The 17785-nt window shown below is 67.7% G+C and carries 15 protein-coding genes; 10 read left to right on the top strand and 5 right to left on the bottom strand.

Translation table 11 applies throughout. From position 1 onward, the window contains the following. Window positions 1-6 precede the first annotated feature (6 nt). Both LQF10_RS13960 and LQF10_RS13955 read right to left on the bottom strand, forming a co-directional pair. Complete coding sequence (locus LQF10_RS13960; RefSeq protein ID WP_231064441.1) at window positions 7-435, bottom strand: OsmC family protein; 429 nt, start codon at window positions 433-435, stop codon at window positions 7-9. Between the two features lie 7 nt (window positions 436-442). Next, window positions 443-1564, bottom strand: coding sequence for a hypothetical protein (locus LQF10_RS13955; RefSeq protein ID WP_231064440.1), 1122 nt, complete (start codon window positions 1562-1564; stop codon window positions 443-445). Between the two features lie 118 nt (window positions 1565-1682). Here LQF10_RS13955 and LQF10_RS13950 point away from each other — a divergent pair, with 118 nt between their 5' ends. Further along, a complete protein-coding gene (locus LQF10_RS13950) occupies window positions 1683-5177 on the top strand; it encodes a bifunctional proline dehydrogenase/L-glutamate gamma-semialdehyde dehydrogenase (RefSeq protein ID WP_231064439.1) in 3495 nt (1164 codons plus the stop codon). Window positions 5178-5254: 77 nt separating this feature from the next. Here the strand turns inward: LQF10_RS13950 and LQF10_RS13945 are convergent, their stop codons facing one another. Further along, window positions 5255-5938: an NUDIX hydrolase gene (locus LQF10_RS13945; RefSeq protein ID WP_231064438.1), complete on the bottom strand. Its 684-nt coding sequence runs from the start codon at window positions 5936-5938 to the stop codon at window positions 5255-5257. Between the two features lie 118 nt (window positions 5939-6056). Here LQF10_RS13945 and betC point away from each other — a divergent pair, with 118 nt between their 5' ends. The 4 genes from betC to LQF10_RS13925 are packed head-to-tail and all read left to right on the top strand — an operon-like array spanning window position 6057 to window position 11129. Further along, on the top strand, window positions 6057-7733 hold the full coding sequence (gene betC / locus LQF10_RS13940) for a choline-sulfatase (RefSeq protein ID WP_354002648.1): 1677 nt from the start codon (window positions 6057-6059) through the stop codon (window positions 7731-7733). 52 nt (window positions 7734-7785) lie between these two features. After that, window positions 7786-8802 (top strand): ABC transporter ATP-binding protein, encoded by a 1017-nt coding sequence (locus tag LQF10_RS13935; protein WP_231064436.1) that lies wholly within the window; start codon window positions 7786-7788, stop codon window positions 8800-8802. A 21-nt stretch (window positions 8803-8823) separates the two neighbouring features. After that, window positions 8824-9969, top strand: a complete 1146-nt coding sequence (locus tag LQF10_RS13930; protein ID WP_231064435.1) for an ABC transporter permease — start codon at window positions 8824-8826, stop codon at window positions 9967-9969. After that, the gene (locus LQF10_RS13925; RefSeq protein WP_231064434.1) at window positions 9966-11129 is read left to right on the top strand and encodes an ABC transporter permease; all 1164 of its coding nucleotides are present in this window, start codon (window positions 9966-9968) and stop codon (window positions 11127-11129) included. The genes LQF10_RS13930 and LQF10_RS13925 overlap by 4 nt, the downstream gene beginning before the upstream one ends. 12 nt (window positions 11130-11141) lie before the next feature. On the opposite strand, the gene LQF10_RS13920 is transcribed toward LQF10_RS13925, so the two are convergent. Then, a complete protein-coding gene (locus LQF10_RS13920; RefSeq protein WP_231064433.1) occupies window positions 11142-11528 on the bottom strand; it encodes a DoxX family protein in 387 nt (128 codons plus the stop codon). 78 nt (window positions 11529-11606) lie between these two features. Here LQF10_RS13920 and LQF10_RS13915 point away from each other — a divergent pair, with 78 nt between their 5' ends. The 5 genes from LQF10_RS13915 to LQF10_RS13895 all read left to right on the top strand — a co-directional run bounded on the left by LQF10_RS13915 (window position 11607) and on the right by LQF10_RS13895 (window position 17057). Then, on the top strand, window positions 11607-12485 hold the full coding sequence (locus LQF10_RS13915) for a sigma-70 family RNA polymerase sigma factor (RefSeq protein ID WP_231064432.1): 879 nt from the start codon (window positions 11607-11609) through the stop codon (window positions 12483-12485). A 240-nt stretch (window positions 12486-12725) separates the two neighbouring features. Next, window positions 12726-13625, top strand: a complete 900-nt coding sequence (locus tag LQF10_RS13910) for a MetQ/NlpA family ABC transporter substrate-binding protein (protein ID WP_231064431.1) — start codon at window positions 12726-12728, stop codon at window positions 13623-13625. Between the two features lie 67 nt (window positions 13626-13692). After that, on the top strand, window positions 13693-14889 hold the full coding sequence (locus LQF10_RS13905; protein ID WP_231064430.1) for a methionine ABC transporter ATP-binding protein: 1197 nt from the start codon (window positions 13693-13695) through the stop codon (window positions 14887-14889). Then, window positions 14889-15545 (top strand): methionine ABC transporter permease, encoded by a 657-nt coding sequence (locus LQF10_RS13900; protein ID WP_231064429.1) that lies wholly within the window; start codon window positions 14889-14891, stop codon window positions 15543-15545. Before LQF10_RS13905 ends, LQF10_RS13900 begins: the two co-directional genes overlap by 1 nt. A gap of 54 nt (window positions 15546-15599) precedes the next feature. Beyond that, entirely contained in the window at window positions 15600-17057 is a 1458-nt protein-coding gene (locus LQF10_RS13895) for a sensor histidine kinase (protein ID WP_231067346.1), read from the top strand. A gap of 50 nt (window positions 17058-17107) precedes the next feature. Here the strand turns inward: LQF10_RS13895 and LQF10_RS13890 are convergent, their stop codons facing one another. Next, window positions 17108-17752 (bottom strand): GNAT family N-acetyltransferase, encoded by a 645-nt coding sequence (locus tag LQF10_RS13890; RefSeq protein WP_231064428.1) that lies wholly within the window; start codon window positions 17750-17752, stop codon window positions 17108-17110. Window positions 17753-17785 lie beyond the last annotated feature (33 nt).

The raw sequence follows: 17785 nt of genomic DNA, 5'->3' as shown, positions 1-17785 counted from the left end.
TCGCCGTCACTCCTTCTCTGGGGAGGCGAGGCGCACCTGGTGTGGCAGGCCCGCTTCGAGGGTTCGACCGACTGTGCATGCCTGCTCGGCGGCACGCGAGATCACTCGGACGAGGGCTTCGGTCTCCTTCTCGGTCAGAGCTTCGGTGTCGAGCAGGACGTCCACCTCAGCAGCGATGTACCGGTTCTGCTGTTCATCTTTCTCTGTGCGCACGAGCGCACCACCGGTGAAGTCCTCTCCGAGCCGCCGCCCGATGGGCAGGTCGGCGCTCATCATCGTGCACGCGGCGAGAGCCAGGGCCATCAGTTCACCCGGGTTGAACACGCCTTCGATCTCGCGCGGCCCGATCGCCACTTCGCCGCCGCGGTCGTTCTTGGCGAGGTACTGGCGCGTTCCGGTGCGCTCGATTCGAAGTCCTGAGCTAGGGAGTTCCATCCCTCGATCATCGCACCGGATCGGGGCCCTCCGCCCGCTCCGCGCCGATCAGCCTCAGGTACCGGACCCGATGCGCGAACACTTCGGCCATCTGCTCGGCCATGTCGTCCACGAAATCGGCGCGGTAGAGCGCATCGGTAAGCACTGAGATCGCGTAGTACAAACCGGTGAAGGTGGCCAGTGCCACTGAGACGCGTAGCAGGGTCTGGCTGATCAGCAGCTCGGCGCCGGAGAGCGTGAACCGGCGCTGCCAGGAACCGCCGTCGATGCCCCACTCCTGCAGCACCCCCTCGGTGATCGTGAGCGTGCCGAGCGCGAAGAAGAACGCGCCCACACCCGCGCTGATCACGATCACCTGCAGGAGCTGGTTCGTGCCCACCATGGCGGAGATGTTCATCCGCTGTGGCCGCGTCAGTGGTGGCAGGCCGGCGACCTCCGGGTGCGCGGCGGCTGCCCGGTCCAGCACCTCCTCGGACTCGCTGCGCAGTCGGATCCGCAGGATCACCGCGATCAGCGCCGCGAAGAACCCGGCGAGGATGAGGTCCGAGATGCCCGGGGTGTGATCGAAGACCTGCCACACCTCGGCGTTGTAGAACAGCGCGATGGAGAAGATCAGCAGCAGCGGCAGGAAGCGGATCAGCCGCACCAGCGACGAACCCAGGTCGCGCCGCAACCGGCCCATGCCCCACCACAGCGTGGCCGCGAGCCCATAGCCGACCACCGCGCGAATCACCGCGAGGATCACCAGGTTCCCGATCGCCACACTTAGGGCAGTGCCCCATTGAGCGCCGATAATCGCCGGGGCTGCGGCCGGGGCGAGGACGAAGAACGTCAATTCGGGAAGGCCCACGTCTTGCGGCAGGGTGCTCCACCGGCGCCTTCGGAGCAGGTTGAGTCCCACATAGGCGGCGAAGATGATCATCACGGCACCGATCACCGCGAGCACGTTCGCCCACGCCGGCCAGTCCAACCGCACGGCACCGGCCAGTTGCAGCAGTAGCACCACCAGCAAGAAGGGGGCCGCACGTCCGAATACATCACGTCGTGCTGAGTGATCCTCCACTAACAGGGGCAGGCCGAATCGGCGGAAGGTGCGTTCGCACGCACGGATCTCGGACTCGACACTCATGGGCCGAACAGTACCGAGACCGTCCTCAGCGTGGTGACGGTGCTCGGGGAGGAGTGCGCGGCCAGATCCGGGCAGATCCGACAAGACGGCAGTGCGGTCTGCAGCGCAAGATAGAGAGATGACCGAGACGATCCTCAGCTCCGCCGTCGAACCGGCCGTCCAGCTCGCCCACCGGTGGGCCGCGGCCACCTCCCATGGCACGACCTCGAGCGAGAGTAGGACCTCGCGCCGATTGGCGGCTCTGGTCTCGGATCCTGAGGGCCTCGATCTGGCGGTGCGGTTCGTGGATCGGGTGGCCCGGCCGGAGGATCTGGCGGTGGCCGCGCGTGAACTCGGCCGGCTCTCCACTTCGGCTGCGGGCAGTTTCCTCTCCCCGGTGGACCGCGCGATGCTCGGCGTCGGTGCGGCCGTGGCCAGGCTTGCGCCTTCTGTGGTGGTGCCGCTCGCCCGCGCCCGACTGCGCCAGCTGGTGGGTCACCTGGTGGTAGACGCCTCGGATCCCGGCCTGGCTCAGCATCTGGCGAACGCCCGGGCGGACGGGCGCCGGTTGAACGTCAACCTGCTCGGCGAGGCGGTGCTCGGGGAACAGGAGGCCGCCGCCCGTACGGCGCGCACCCGGCAGCTCCTCGAACGCAGCGATGTGGATTACGTCTCCATCAAGGTGTCCGCACTGGTTTCGCAGATCAGTCCGTGGGACACCGAGGGAACTGTGGCTCGGGTACTCGGTCGGCTCCGCCCGCTTTACCGGACAGCCGCGGCGAAGACTCCGGCAGCGTTCGTGAACCTCGATATGGAGGAGTACCGGGACCTCGATCTCACGGTGGCCGTCTTCGAGGCCATCTGTGACGAAGCGGAGTTCCGTTCCCTGCAGATGGGCGTGGTGCTGCAGGCCTACCTGCCCGACTCCTACGACGCCCTGCAACGACTCATCCGGTTCGCCCAGGCGCGGCGCGCCGCTGGTGGTGCACCGATCAAGATCCGCCTGGTCAAGGGCGCCAATCTGGCGATGGAGCACGTGGAGGCCGAGGCGCATGGCTGGTCGGTGGCTCCCTACGGCAGCAAGGAGGAGGTGGATGCGAACTACGTGCGCATGCTTGATGAGATCTTGCGCCCGGAGGTGGCCGACGCGGTTCGGGTGGGGGTAGCCTCGCACAACCTGTTCGATCTGGCCTTGGCGCACCATCTCGCCGTCGGGCGAGACGTGGCTCATGCCTTCGACGTGGAGATGCTGCAAGGGATGGCGCCCGCCCAGGCGCGAGCCGTGGCCGCCGAGGTCGGCACCCACAGCCCTCTGATCCTTTACACCCCGGTGGTGGCTGCCCAGGACTTCGATGTGGCCGTGTCCTACCTGGTGCGCCGCTTGGAGGAGAACGCGGCACCAGAGAACTTCGTGCACGCGATCTTTGCCCCGCATGCCGGCGATGAGACGGGCGCGCCGGCACCGATGGCCGATCAGGAAGAACGATTCCGCGCGTCCGTTGCCGCCGTGGGGCAAGTCAGTACCGAACGACGGCGTACGGCTGAGCGCGCGCCGACCGGACCGGTCTTCGTGAACTCTGTCGATTCTGATCCCTCGTTGCCCGAGGTGCGCCAGAGTGCCCAGGAGTGGGTCGCCGCCCCGATGCGCGAGCTCACCTCCCCGGTGCTGACCTCAACCGAGGCCGTCGACGAAGCCGTGGATCGGGCGCGCAACGCCCAGGCCGGATGGGCCGCGCGCCCCGCGGCCGAGCGTGCGGCCGTGCTACGCACCGTCTCGGATGAACTCGAGGCCCGCCGCGGGGAGTTGGTGACGGTCGCCGCCCACGAGGGCGGTAAGACCGTAGCGGAATCGGATCCGGAGGTCTCGGAGGCGATCGACTTCGCCCGCTACTACGCCGACATGGCCGAGCAGATTGAACAGATCGAAGAGGCCGAGGGGCTCGTCTTCAGCCCCGATGGGGTGGTGCTCGTGACACCGCCGTGGAATTTCCCGATCGCGATCCCCGCCGGTGGCATGCTCGCCTCGCTCGCCGCCGGATCTGCCGTGATCGCCAAGCCCGCGCCGCCGGTCCCGGGTTGCTCAGAAGTGGTGGTCGATGCCATTCATGCCGCCTTCGCTGCTCATGACGTGCCGCAGGACCTGCTGTCGATCGTTCGTACCGACGAAGAGGACGTGGGGCGCCATCTCGTCTCCCACACAGACGTGGACCGGGTGATCCTCACCGGCGCGTATGAGACCTCACGACTGTTCACGTCGTGGCGCGCCGACCGCCCCCTGGGCCCCGGTGTGCTCGCCGAGACGAGTGGCAAGAACGCGCTGGTCGTCACGCCGAGCGCAGACTTCGACCTCGCCGTCGCCGACGTGTTGCGCAGCGCATTCGGACACGCGGGGCAGAAGTGCTCGGCAGCGTCCCTGCTCATTCTCGTGGGCTCAGTGGCCACATCTGAACGTTTCCGGCGTCAGCTCGTCGACGCCGTCTCCTCGCTACGGGTCGGGTGGCCGCACGATCTGGGCACCACGATGGGCCCGGTGATCGAACCTCCGCAGGGAAAGCTGCGGCGAGCATTGACCACCCTCGAACCGGGGGAGACCTGGATGGTGCAGCCGCGCCAGATGGACGGCGAGGGGCGGCTGTGGTCGCCGGGAGTGAAGGAGGGGGTGTGGCCGGGTTCGGCGTTCCACCTCACTGAGTATTTCGGCCCGGTGCTGGGGATCATGACGGCGGAGACGCTTCAGGAGGCCATCGAGTGGCAGAACGCCACTGCCTATGGACTGACCGGTGGTCTGCACAGCCTCGATGAATCGGAGATCCGGCACTGGATTGCGCACGTGGAAGTGGGCAACGCATACGTGAACCGGCACACCACCGGCGCTATTGTCCAGCGGCAGTCCTTCGGCGGCTGGAAGCGATCCTCGGTGGGTCCAGGTGCCAAGGCAGGGGGACCCAACTATGTGGCCCAGTTGGGGACCTGGGCGACCGTACGCCGTCCGATGGGTCAGGGAATCGTGGGTGCGCGCGCGCAACGGCTCCTCGAGACTTTCCTGCGTCTCACCGACGACCCGGCAGAGCAGGAGTGGTTGCGGGTGGCGGCCGCCAGCGATGCGTGGGCCCGTGATCAGATCTACCGCCGCGAGAGTGACCCGACCGGGCTACGCAGCGAGGCGAACGTGTTCCGGTATCGCCCGGTGCCACTGGTGACCGTCCGAGCGGGTGCCCAGGCGATGCCAGTGGAGGTGGGACGGATGGTGCTCGCTGCCAGTTGCGCGGGTGTGCCGGTGGAGGTCTCCCTGCACCCCGCGGTGGCGCAGCAGGTATCCGCCGCACTCGGCCCGGACCAGGCCGTGCTGGACTGGTTCGCCGAATCTGATGAGGACTTCTGTGCGCGGGTGGCCCGCGGCAGCGTGACAGGTCGGGTCCGCGTGATCGGTGTGGTCCCCGGTCTGTGGGACGCGGCCGGTGACGAACGGGCCGACGTGACGCCGCTGATGGGTGAGGTGCTGGCCTCGGGGCGTCGCGAGATGCTGACGGTGCTGCGCGAACAGGCGATCAGCCGCACCATGCACCGCTTCGGTCACATGCCCGCCCGAGAGGAATCGCCCACGGGCACAGCCGTCGGCGTGGACGGCCGCTGACGCGAGTGCGGCCAACGTCGCTCATTTGGCGAGATATCGCCGAGATTGGCCGCACTCGCTGCTGAACGAGTGCGGTCTCAGTCGAGGAGTTGAGCGCCGCGCGCCTCATCCCAGCTCATGGCGTGTTCTCTGGTGTGATCCCAGGGGCGGGTCCAGCCGAGCTCGGTGAACAGGTGATCGAGCAGGTTGCCGGTGAAGCCCCAGACCCACCCAGTCTCAATCCGGAACCCGCACGAGCCGTGCCCGGCGAGCGAGACAGTGCCTCGGGCGGCCGGATCGAGGAGTTGTGCCACCGGCAGGCGCACCGTGTGCAGGATCTCGCCGTCGTCGAGGCCCACGGTGGGTGCGACGTGGTCGGCCCAGCCGAGGACCGGCGTGACGGCGAACCCGCTCACCGGCACAAGGACACGAGGGAGTGCTCCCAGCACGGTGATCTGCGTGGCCGGGATCCCGGTCTCTTCCTCCGTCTCGCGTACCGCAGCCGCTTCGGGTCCGGTGTCGCTGGGCTCGAGGCGGCCACCCGGCAGCGCGATCTGCCCGGGGTGGTGGCGAAGCGCAGGGGAGCGTTGGACGAGGAAGACGTCGACACCCGGACTGTGCTGGTCGCCGAGGGTGGGGGTGAAGAGCGCCAACACGGCAGCATCTCTGGAGGCTGCTGCCCGGTCGGCGTCGTAGGCGTGCGGGCCGCCGAGCGGAGCGTATTCGCCTGCATGCACTCGGGCGAGCGCAGCGTGCAGGTCGATCAGTGCGGGGTGGGGCACGATGTGAGCGTATCCGGTCACCGAGGCACACACCCGCACCGCAATCGCACATCGATGGGGCTGCCTAGACCCCCGCGAGGGCGCGGCCAACCGTCAGGTGGAGGTGCGATATCACGGCATGGGTCGGCTGAGCGGGTCACGAGCAGCCTTGCCTGGAGCACGAGATGTGCGCCATAGTATGGGAACGATCTCACACGTCGTGCGCATCGTTCTCGTATCAGCATCCACACCAGAAAGGGGCGCGGTGGTCCCCGAGAATGTGCCGTCCAGCCACGCACCTCCGAGTGGTGCGCCATCCGCAACTGTGACTCCCGCGCCAGCCACCAACGAGCAGCCGAACATCCTCCTGATCATGGCTGACCAGCTCGTCCCCTTCCTCACCGGCCCCTATGGCGACGCGGTGGTCCGCACGCCGAACCTGGACAGGCTCGCCGCCCACGGCGTCACCTTCGACGCCGCCTACACGCCCTACCCCCTGTGCTCCCCGGCCCGAGCAGCCTTCATGACCGGTGACCACGCATCCTCGTTCGGCTGCTACGACAATGCCGCCCTGTTCCCTGCCGACCGGCCCACGTTCGCCCACTACCTCGACGTGGCCGGTTACCGCACGGCACTGACCGGGAAGATGCACTTCGTGGGTCCGGATCAGCGGCACGGATTCGCTGAGCGGCTCAATCCGGACATCTTCCCCGCCGGATTCGACTGGCTCCCCGAGGTGGACGAGAACGGGCAGTTCCCGCGCGGCGGCCACGCCCACGACTACGTGCCACCTGGTGTGGGTGTGCGCACCTGGACCCGGTTCCTCACCTATGACGAGGAGACCACCCACCATGCAGTCGACTTCATCCGCGAGCGGGCGCTGGCAGGAATCCGCGATACCCAGGAACCATGGCTCCTGGTGGCCTCCCTGCATCATCCGCACGATCCGTTCCACGTGACCGAGCAGATGTGGCAGGAGTACGCCGACGTCGAGGTCGGCATCCCCGAGCCGGAACCGGACCTGCCGATCAATGCCCTGGACCGCTGGCTCAACGAGGCCCATGACACGACCGGGGTGGACCTGGCCGATCCGGATGCGCTGCGCACCCTACGCCGTGCCTATTACGCGCTCGTGTCCTACGTGGACCGCAAGATCGGTGCCATGCTGGACGCCGTCGAGGAGACCGGACAGGCCTCGGACACCGTGATCATGGTGACTGCCGATCACGGCGACATGCTGGGCGAGCGTCGCATGGTGCAGAAGCGGTGCTTCTACGAATGGTCGGTCCGGGTGCCCTTGCTCATCACCCGCCCGGGGGAGCAGAACCCTGGACGGCGGTGCGCCGAGCCGGTCACTCTGGTGGACCTCGCGCCCACGATCCTCGACCTGGCACAGGTGCCACAGGGCCAGCGCACCCCCATGCACGGAGCCAGCCTTGTGCCCCTACTGGACGGCGAACCGTGGGACCGGGAGGCAATCTACTCGGAGTATCACGTGGAGAAGGTGCACGCCTCCGGGTACATGGTTCGCTCGGGCACCCTGAAGTATGTGTACGTGCACGGTCATGACCGGCAGCTCTTCGACCTGGCCGGCGACCCGGGGGAACGGCACGACCTGGCAGGAGATCCGGAGCGCGCGGCCGATCTGGAGCGCATGCACGCGCTCTTGCTGGACCAGTTCGACCCGATCGCCTTGGACACCGCGACTCGGGAATCGGTGCGCCGCCGGGCCGTGATCCGGGACGCGATGGCCACCACGGGCACCCGGTGGGACTTTGCGGGGGCGCCGCCGCCGGCTACGAGATACGTGCGCTGACCGGTGCACCCGCCGTTGCCCGGTTCCGGGGGTGGGCACGCACTGTGCCAGGATGATCCCAGCGAACGAGAAGGGGACCTTCATGGCGGCTCACCAGGTGGGCGACCGGCCCGGGACCACAACGACGACGGCGGTCCAGGATGTGCTCGTCGTCACCGACGTCGAACGTACTTTTGGTGACCTCAAAGCCGTCGACGGCGTTTCCCTCACCATCCGCGCCGGGGAGACTTTCGGGCTGCTCGGACCCAACGGCGCCGGCAAGACCACCACGATCACGATGATTGCCGGGCTCCTTGCGCCAGATCGTGGCACGATCGAGGTGGCGGGCGAGCGGATCGGTCCGGCCGCCGTCGGAGTGAAACGCCACATCGGACTGGTCCCACAGGACCTCGCTCTGTACGCGGATCTGAAGGGCCGGGAGAACCTGCGCTACTTCGGAACTCTGCAGGGGCTGCGAGGAGCGGACCTGAAGCGCCGCGTGGATGAGGTGCTGGACGTCGTCGGCCTCGCCGACAGGGCCAAGGATCCGGTGAAGGAATACTCCGGTGGGATGAAGCGGCGGCTGAACATCGCCGTCGGGCTGCTGCACCGCCCCTCGCTGCTCATCCTCGACGAACCCACCGTCGGAGTTGATCCGCAGTCGCGCAACGCCATCCTCGAATCCGTGGAGGCGCTCTCCGGTGAGGGGATGGCGGTGCTGTACACGACGCACTACATGGAGGAGGCCGAGCGCCTCTGTGACCGGATCGCGATCATTGACTCGGGGCGGATCCAGGCGGCCGGCACCCGATCCGAGCTGATCCGTCTCGTCGGCTCCTCCGACCAGGTGCGCCTGGCCGGGGCCGGCGATCTGAACGCGGCGGCCGCCGCCGTGGCACAGGTGCGCGGTGTGGAGCGTGCCGACGCCGGCACCGCTGATCTGCTGGTGACCGTCACGGACGCGCCGTCGGCGCTCGCGGCCATCGTGACGGCGGCCAGTGCCCATCTCGAGCTGGCGGACGTCGAGATCACCCGGCCGGACCTGGAACAGGTCTTCTTGCACCTCACCGGCAAGGCGTTGCGGGACTGATCGATGCGTGCAGTATGGACGATGGTCGTCAAGGACCTGAAACAGCGGCTGCGGGACAAGTCGGTGTTGATCTTCTCCCTCGCAGTGCCGTTGGCGTTGATGTCGGTGCTGAACCTGGTCATTCCTACGGGCGCCGATGACATTGAACTGGAACCGGTGTCGATGGCCGTCTCCGTGGACCCTGACGACGAACTCGCCGGGGTGGTGGTCTCGAGCTTGACCGGACTGAGCGCGTTCCAGGTGAGCGCCACCGACTCCGAGGACCCGCGTGCCGCGGTGGACGCCGGTGAGGCAGATGTAGGACTGATCATCCCGCCCGGGCTGACCGAGGACCTGCGCTCAGGTACCGGGCATTCGGTGCGGATGGTCACCGGCGACGGCGCAGGCCTTTCCACGAACGTGCTGATCGCCATCACCGACGGGCTGCTCGGCGAACTGCGGGCGCGTAGCGTCACCGCCGCCGCGGCCGTCGAGGCAGGATTGGGCCCTGAGATAGCCGGCGAGCTGGCGCAGAACGAGTTGGACGCAGCTGGTGCGATCACGGCCCAGCCCGGGCAGGCCTCCGACCAGCAACTCAGCGCAGGTGGGGCGCTGATCGCCGGGCAGGCCGGACTGTTCTTGATGTTCACGGTCGGTTTCGGGGTGCTTTCCATGGTGGCCGAACGGGAGAACGGCACGCTGGCCCGGCTGCGATCGATGCCCATACCGCCCGGCTCGATCGTGATCGCCAAGGCGCTCGCCTCGTTCGTGCTCGGGGTGCTGGCAACTGCAGTGCTGCTGACGGCCGGGTCCTTGCTGTTCGGGGTCTCTTTCGGTGCGGCGGGCGCCGTGGCCGTGCTCGTGTGCTGCGCGGTGGCGGCTGCGACCTCGTTGACCTTCATCGTGGTTCGCCTCGCCCGCACGGCCGAGCAGGCGAACATCGTGCAGACCATCCTCGCGCTGGTGCTCGGGATGTCCGGTGGAGCGTTCTTCCCGATCGCCGCGAGTGGCGCGGCAGGTGCGGTGCTCGACGCGAATCCGATCGCCGCGTTCACCCGCGGGCTCGGGATCACCGCAGGCGGCGGAGAACTGGCCGATCTGACCGTGCCGGTGCTGACGTTGCTTGCCTTCGCCGCGGTGTGCCTGCTGGCCTCCCGGCTGATTCCGGACCGGGGGGCATCGCGATGAGGATCGTTGGTGCAATCGCGGGTGTGGAGTTGCGCAGGTTCATGCGGGACAGGTCGAACATCTTCTTCACCTTTGTCTTCCCGCTGCTGCTGGTGGTGGTGATCGGCGTGCAGTTCGGTGGAGGGGCGAGCAACGGGCGGGTGTTGCTGACCGAGACGGAGTCCACTCTTGGTCAGGACCTGGAGGCTGCACTCACGGCTGCCGATGTGACGGTGGATCCGTCCGGGGCTGAGGAAGCCGGTGAGGCGCTCGCCAGGGGGCGGGCCGATGTGGCCATCGTCATCTCGGCTGATGACGTGGCCGCCTATGAGGGCGGAGATCCGGTGCAGGTGGAGGTGATCCAGGCCTCCACCAATGGGGCGCAGACTGCTGCGCAACGGGTGCAGACCGCATTGAACGAATTGGCCGCGACCCGTGCGCAGGTGGCGTCGCTGGAGGACGCCGGTGCGGCACCGGAGACGGCCGAACAGGCGCTTGAGACTGCCGAGAGTACGGTGCCTTCGCTTCAGGTTGAGGTGGAGGACACCAGCGGGATCAGCCAGGCGTTCGCCGGAGCCACAGGCTTCGACGTTGGCGCGGCCTCGCAGGTGCTGCTGTTCGTGTTCATGGCGGCACTGGCCGGCTCCGGCACGCTGATCGAGGCACGCCGCGGCGGCGTGATCGCGCGCACTTTGGCGGCACCGGTGGGCACGGGAAGCGTGGTGGCTGGACAGGCTCTCGGCAGGTGGACGATCGCTGCTTTCCAGGGCGCGTACGTGATGGCCGGCACGTCCCTGCTGTTCGGAGTGACCTGGGGAAGTCTGCCGGTCGCCCTGACGGTGGTGGCGGTATTCGCCGTGGTGGCCGCCGGGTTCGCGATGGTGATCGGTTCGCTGCTCGACAACGAGGGCGCGGCCAGCGGGCTCGGGGTGGGAGTCTCCCTGGTGCTGGCGGCGCTCGGCGGGTGCATGTTCCCGCAGGAGCTCTTCCCGGACGCCCTGCGTACGGTCAGCTCGTTCACCCCTCATGGGTGGGGATACCGAGCGTTCGCCGAGGTGCAACGACACGACGCTGGGTTGGTGGAGATCCTCCCGTACCTGGGCGTGCTCGCAGGTTTCGCCGCCGGAGCCCTCCTCCTGGGGTCGCTGCTGCTGCGGCGCAGCCTGAGCCGCGCGATCTGAGTCCGGCCCAACTCACGAGCCGAACGGCACAAGCACAAAGCGGCCCCAGGCCACGAAAGCGAACAGGGACAGGTAGACCAGGTCGCCGACGAGGTACGTCCACTCGCTGCGACGGAACCGCGTCGTCGCTGCACCGGCCATCACCAGCATCAGCCCGGTTGCTGCGATGGGGACCAGGAACGGCGCGATGCCGACCGCTGCGGGCAGGACCAATCCCAGCGCACCCACGATCTTGATCGCGCCGATGGCCTTGATGTGGCCGGCGCTGAACTCGTCGACCCAGTGCTGGCTTCGGCCGAAGGAGCGGTATTTCTCCTTCGTCATCAGTAGTTGACTGCCGCCGCCGAACAGATAGGCAGCGGCCAGTACCCCGGCCACGATCCACAGAGCGGTGTGCATATATCCTCCTTGGTGTTACCTCAGCCCTCGCGGGCTCGTCATATCCATGACGGATCTCGGCCACGGAAGGTAACTGTCATGACTCCCGACGCTGTCCCGACCCAGGCGTTCGAGCGTGAGCGCGAGCGCCTGATTGCGATGGCCCACCGGATGCTCGGGTCCCGGGCCGACGCTGAAGACGCCGTGCAGGAGGCATGGCTGCGGCTGGCCCGTCAGGACGCCCACACCATCGACAACCTTGGGGGGTGGCTGACCACGGTCGTGGGCCGGGTCTGCCTCGATGTGCTGCGCTCGCGTCAAGCCAAGCAGGAGGCGTCCTACGATGCCCAGCTCCCGGAGTTTGTCGTCACCGAGGATGCCGACGACACGCCCGAGGAGAGTGCGGTTCTGGCGGACTCGGTGGGCGTGGCACTGCTGGTGGTCCTGGAGACGCTGCGGCCCGACGAACGTCTGGCTTTCGTCCTGCACGACGTCTTCGCAGTGTCATTCGTTGAGATCGGCCAGATCCTCGGCAAGTCCACCGATGCCGCCAAGATGCTGGCCAGTCGCGCGCGGCGGAAGGTGCGCGGCGCACCGAGATCCACTGCGAAGCGCCAGGAACAGAGGGAGGTGGTCGATGCCTTCCTCGCGGCCGCGCGCGAGGGGGACTTCGAGGGATTGTTGAAAGTGCTCGACCCCGAGGTGACGTGGCGTTCCTACACCCCGCGCGGCACGATCGAGCATCTCGGCGCCGCCGACGTCGTGGAGGCGGCTCAGCGCGGACGCCGTGCCGCGGTGATCGCGCGCCGGGTGCTGGTCAACGGTGAGCCGGGAATCCTCACCTGGGGACGGGGCGGTCAACCGATCAGCGTGATGGCCTGCACTGTGGTTGAGGGCCGGATCGCAGACGTCGTAGCGCTGGTCGACCCGATCCGCTTGGCAACGATGGACCTGCCTGCACCGCCGCACCAGATCTAGGGTTGTCCCAGAGTGTGGACGTGAACCCGGTCGATTGGGCCGACCGTTGGCTCGGCAGCGAAGATGTGGGCCATGGCTCCGTTCTCCCGTACCGCTCGTGTCCCGGCTGTTCGTGCCGCCGGGCGAATGCAGGGCTGAACAGCCCCGCTGCCGGAGACGTTGATCTCGCCGCGCTGCGGCCACGGAGGCACACGCCTGCCTCCCGCCTCGCTCATGCCCCCACCTCGGAAAGGTTCACCTATGTCCACGCTGTCCCGCCGCCACCTCGGCGCCACCGCTCTGGCCGCCACTGCGGCCCTCACCCTCGCCGCCTGTGGCGGTGCCGATGCCGCCGACGGCGCAGCTTCCGGTTCCGAGGACGATCCCATCCGTATTGGTGTGGTCAATTCCGCAGAACCGCAGTGGGAAGTCTTTGAGGCCGCCGCCGCCGACGAGGGGATCACCGTGGAGATGGTGAACTTCTCCGACTACCAGCTCCCGAACCAGGGCCTGACCGACGGCGACCTGGACCTGAACCAGTTTCAGCACCTGCAGTTCCTGGCCAAGTACAACGTGAACACTGACAGTGACCTCACCCCGATCGGCGCCACCGCCGTGTACCCGCTGAGCTTGTTCTCGCTGGAGCACGCGAACGTGGACGAGATCCCGGAAGGCTCCGAGATCGCCATCCCGAACGATGAGACCAACCAGGCACGTGCGCTCCTCGTGTTGCAGGAGGCGGGCCTGCTCACCCTCGACGGTGGCGGTAGCGCCTTCTCCACACCGGCCGACGTGATCGCCGCCGAGTCCCGCGTGAGCGTGACACCCGTGGACGCAGCGCAGACGGCCCTGGCCCTGCAGGACGTGGCCGCCTCCATCATCAACAACGACTTCGTGGCTGATGCCGGCTTGGTGGCCGAGGATGCGATCTTCTCCGATGACCCGGCCTCGGACGCCGCGGCGCCGTACATCAACATCTGGGTGTCCAGTGCCGACGAGGCCGAGAATGAGACCTTTGCCCAGCTTGTGGAGCTCTACCACACCCCGGAAGTGGAGGAAGCGGCCTTCGAGTCCTCGGGTGAGAGTGCGGTGTTCGTCGACAACCCGGCCGACGAACTACAGGAGATCCTCGCCCAGATCGAGAGCGACTTCTCCGAGTAATGACACGACTGCCACACTGCTGGCCGGGTGACTCACCCGGCCAGCGCAGCGGGCTCGAGGAGACCGAATGAGTGAACCGATCATCGCTTTGCGAGAGGCGAGCAAGGTGTTCACCGCACGCAGCGGTGACGTCCACGCGGTGGATGGTGTCACCTTCGACATCACCGAAGGCGAGATCTTCGGTGTGATCGGGTACTCCGGCGCAGGCAAGAGCACCCTGGTCCGGCTCATCAACGCCCTGGAGCCAGCCACCTCCGGCTCGGTGGTGGTCGACGGAGTGGATCTGACTACGCTGGCTGAGTCTCGGTTGCGGCAGGTCCGCGCCGGAATCGGGATGATCTTCCAGCAGTTCAACCTGCTCGGCTCGCGGACCGTGGCAAAGAACGTTTCCTACCCGCTGGAGGTGGCCGGCTGGCCGAAGGCCGAGCGGGCCGCGCGAGTGGCCGAGTTGCTGGAGTTCGTCGGAATCTCGGACAAGGCGCACGTCTACCCGGCCAAGCTCTCTGGCGGTCAGAAGCAGCGGGTGGGCATCGCCCGAGCGCTGGCCACGAATCCGCGCATCCTACTCGCCGATGAGTGCACCAGTGCGCTCGACCCGGAGACCACGCAAGACGTGCTGGCGCTGTTGCGGCGGGTGAACACGGAGCTGGGCATCACGGTCGTGGTGATCACCCACGAGATGGATGTGGTGCGCTCCCTCTGCGATCGCGTGGCGGTGATGGAACACGGCCGGGTGGTCGAGTTGGATGACACCTACCGGGTCTTCTCCGCTCCGCAGCACGTGGTGAGTCGCCGATTCGTGGCCTCGGCACTCAAGGACCGCCCGGCGGCGGACGTGCTGGAACGTCTGCGGGCGCGGCATCCGGGCCGGTTGGTGACGGTGGGCGTGGACGATGCCGGGCACTCCACGGCCACGATGAATCAGGTGTTGCGCGAGGTTGGAGTCGACTCCACGGTGGTTTTCGGCGGGATCACCGAGGTCGCGCAGCGCCCGTACGGCTCGCTTACCCTGGAGCTCACCGGTGAACGGGCCCGCATCCAGCGGGGGGTGACGGCGTTGCGCGGCTTCTCCGATGTGGTGGACCTGGGCACGGCGTCGGATCCGCACGAGGACCCGTCCATCGCACCTCCTCAGGGCTCATCCGACGGCGGGACGCCGGACGAGCCGCCTGCAATGCCACGCCCCAGGACGAGGCGGCCCGGATCGGGGCTGTTCGGGGGCGGTTCGCCGTACTTCCCGATCGGTGATGGGAGGAGCAGCTGATGGACTGGGAGCGGCTCACCCCGCTGCTGATCGCGGCCGCCGGTGAGACGGCATACATCGTGCTGATCGCCATGGCAGCGGGTGGACTGTGCGGTTTGGCGATCGGTCTCGGCCTCTACCTGTTCCGCCCCGGAAATCTGCTCGCCAACAGGGTCGTCTTCGGGGTGCTGAATGTGGCGGTGAATATCGTGCGCCCGATCCCGTTCATCATCTTCCTTGCGGCGATCGGACCGCTGAACAGGCTCGTGACCGGGAGCACCATCGGCATCGAGCCGTTCACGTTCGCGCTCTCGTTCATGGCGACGTTCGTGTTCGCCCGGCTGGTGGAGCAGAACTTGCTGGGGATCGACCCGGGTGTGGTCGAAGCGGCGCGGGCCATGGGTGCGGGGCCGCTCCGGATCATCGCCACGGTGCTGATCCCGGAGGCGCTCGCCCCGCTGATCCTCGGATTCACGTTCTTGTTCGTGGCGGTCCTGGATGCCTCCGCGATCGCCGGGTATCTCGGCGCCGGTGGTCTCGGTGAATTCGCCATCGCGTACGGGTACCGCCAGTTCGACTGGGCCGTCACCGCGATGGTGGTGCTCGTGATCATCGTGATCGTGCACGCTGTGCAGTGGCTGGGAAACACCCTTGCGCGCAAGGCGCTGCGCCGCTGACCCTCGAATGCGGGATCTGCCCGGGTGGGCCGTAGGGTGGTCCGCGTGTCCACGATGGGTGATCTGATCGACCAGCACAGCGACCTCGCGCCTCAGGACGCCGAGTGGCTGCACCTCCTCGTCGGTGACTGGCAGGTGATCTCCGACCTGGCCTTCGCCGACCTGGTGCTGTGGTTGCCCACGAAGGATGACGATTTCGTCGCCATCGCGCACGCCCGCCCCTCCACCGGCGCCACCGTGCACCACGACGACGTGGTGGGCCGCCGGGTTCCGCCCGGCCTGCGGGCCACGCTGCGCACCGCTCGAGACGCGCAGTCGGTGAACCGCGCCCGGGAGGCGCGGTGGAACGGGACCTTCGCCATCCGGGAGGAGACCATCCCGGTGGTCCGGGCCGGTCGCACCCTTGCCGTGATCGCCCGGGAGACCTATCTCGGGGCCAGCCGCACCCCGAGCCGACTTGAGCTCAACTACGTGGAGTCCGCGGATGAGATCTGCGGAATGATCGCCCGCGGCGAGTTTCCGCTGGCGAATGCGGCCACCGGGCCACGCCGCGGCGCACCGCGGGTGGGTGATGGCCTGATCCGGCTGAACAGCGAGGGCGAGGTGCTCTATGGCAGCCCGAATGCGCTGAGTGCCTTCCACCGACTCGGCGTGACCGATGAGATCGTCGGCCGGACTCTCGCCGAGGTGGTCACCCCGCTGGTGGAGATGAACACCCCAGTGGACGAATCCCTGCCCCTGGTGGTGATGGGCCGAGCTGCGTGGCGTACCGATATGGAAGCACGCGGCGTGAGCCTGTCATTGCGGGCACTGCCAGTGACTGAGTACGGCCAGCGCGTGGGCGCCGTGCTGTTGGTGCGGGACGTCTCAGAACTGCGTCGCCGCGAACGTGAGCTCCTCACCAAGGACGCCACGATCCGGGAGATCCATCACCGGGTGAAGAACAACCTGCAGACCGTGGCCGCGCTGCTGCGCCTGCAGGCCCGGCGCACGGACTCCACCGATGCCCGGTCAGCACTGGAGGAGGCGATGCGGCGGGTTGCCACCATCGCCACCGTGCACGAGGCGCTCTCCCAGACCATCGACGAGGTGGTCGACTTCGACGAGGTCTTCGGACGCACGCTACGCCTGGCCGCCGATGTCGCCTCCGGGGAGAGCCCCGTCAAGACCGTGCGCAATGGCAAGTTCGGCCGAGTGCCGGCCACCGATGCGACGGCGCTCGCCGTGGTCTTGACCGAACTAGTCACCAATGCCGTGGAGCATGGGCTTGCCGGGATCGGTGGCACGGTCACGATCGACGCCGAACGTACCGGTCACAAACTTCGGGTGCGGGTCGCCGATGACGGGCGTGGGATGGAGAAGGAGATCGCGATGAACGGTCTCGGCACCCAGATCGTGCGGACCCTGGTGGCCACTGAACTGGACGGAACGATCACCTGGGAGCCGGTGCCGACCGGTGGCACGGCTGTACTGCTGGATGCGAGACTCGGCGAACCGCGCGACCCCGCCTGAATGAACGACCCCGCCCGCTCGAGTGGGCTTGCCTGATCGGGCGACTCTGCTCAGTCGAACCGCTCGAACCGTGCCGCCGCTGGCGCGGAGTGACCTCGGCCCGGCGCCTGAGTATCCGGGGGACGCAGCGTCAACCACCTCTCGTCCACGACGAATCCGACCGCCTGGTTGACCTTGATACTGCCGGTGTTCTCGCCGGCCCCGCCGGTACGCACGATGGTGATGCCGGCGTCGCCAAGAGCGAGCAGCGCTGCTGCCTTCATCGCCGTTGCGAGGCCGCGACGGCGCCACTGTGGGGCCGTCACGGTGAAGTCGGTCTCGGCGCGGCGATTCGTGATGTCCACCCAGCTCATCCCTACGAGAATACCGTGAGGAGCAAATGCGCCGACGCCGAATCGTTCGGGTGCTGGCCGGGCCCGCTGGGCGGTGAGCGGTTCATGAACGGTGGCAACCCCGCCGGGGTAGTCCATGAGAGTTGACGCATCGAGCGCGAGTACCTGGGGGACGTCGGCGGCCGTGAGCGCGCGGACGCGAAGCCCGTCGGGGACGCGGTCGATCAACTGCTGCAACCTGGAGCGGTCCGCTCGGTCGAGCCTTGCCTCAGCACCCCAGGAGGTGGCCGTGACGGTCCACCCGGCTGCGGCGAGTGCGGTAACGCGAGGGTCGTCCTCGCGCAAGATCTGGTGATCAATCAACGGCTGATCATCCACGCGGGACGATCAGCCGTT

It is taken from the genome of Ruania halotolerans (assembly GCF_021049285.1).
Lineage (GTDB): Bacteria > Actinomycetota > Actinomycetes > Actinomycetales > Beutenbergiaceae > Ruania > Ruania halotolerans.
This window is presented reverse-complemented; position numbering and strand designations above follow the sequence as displayed.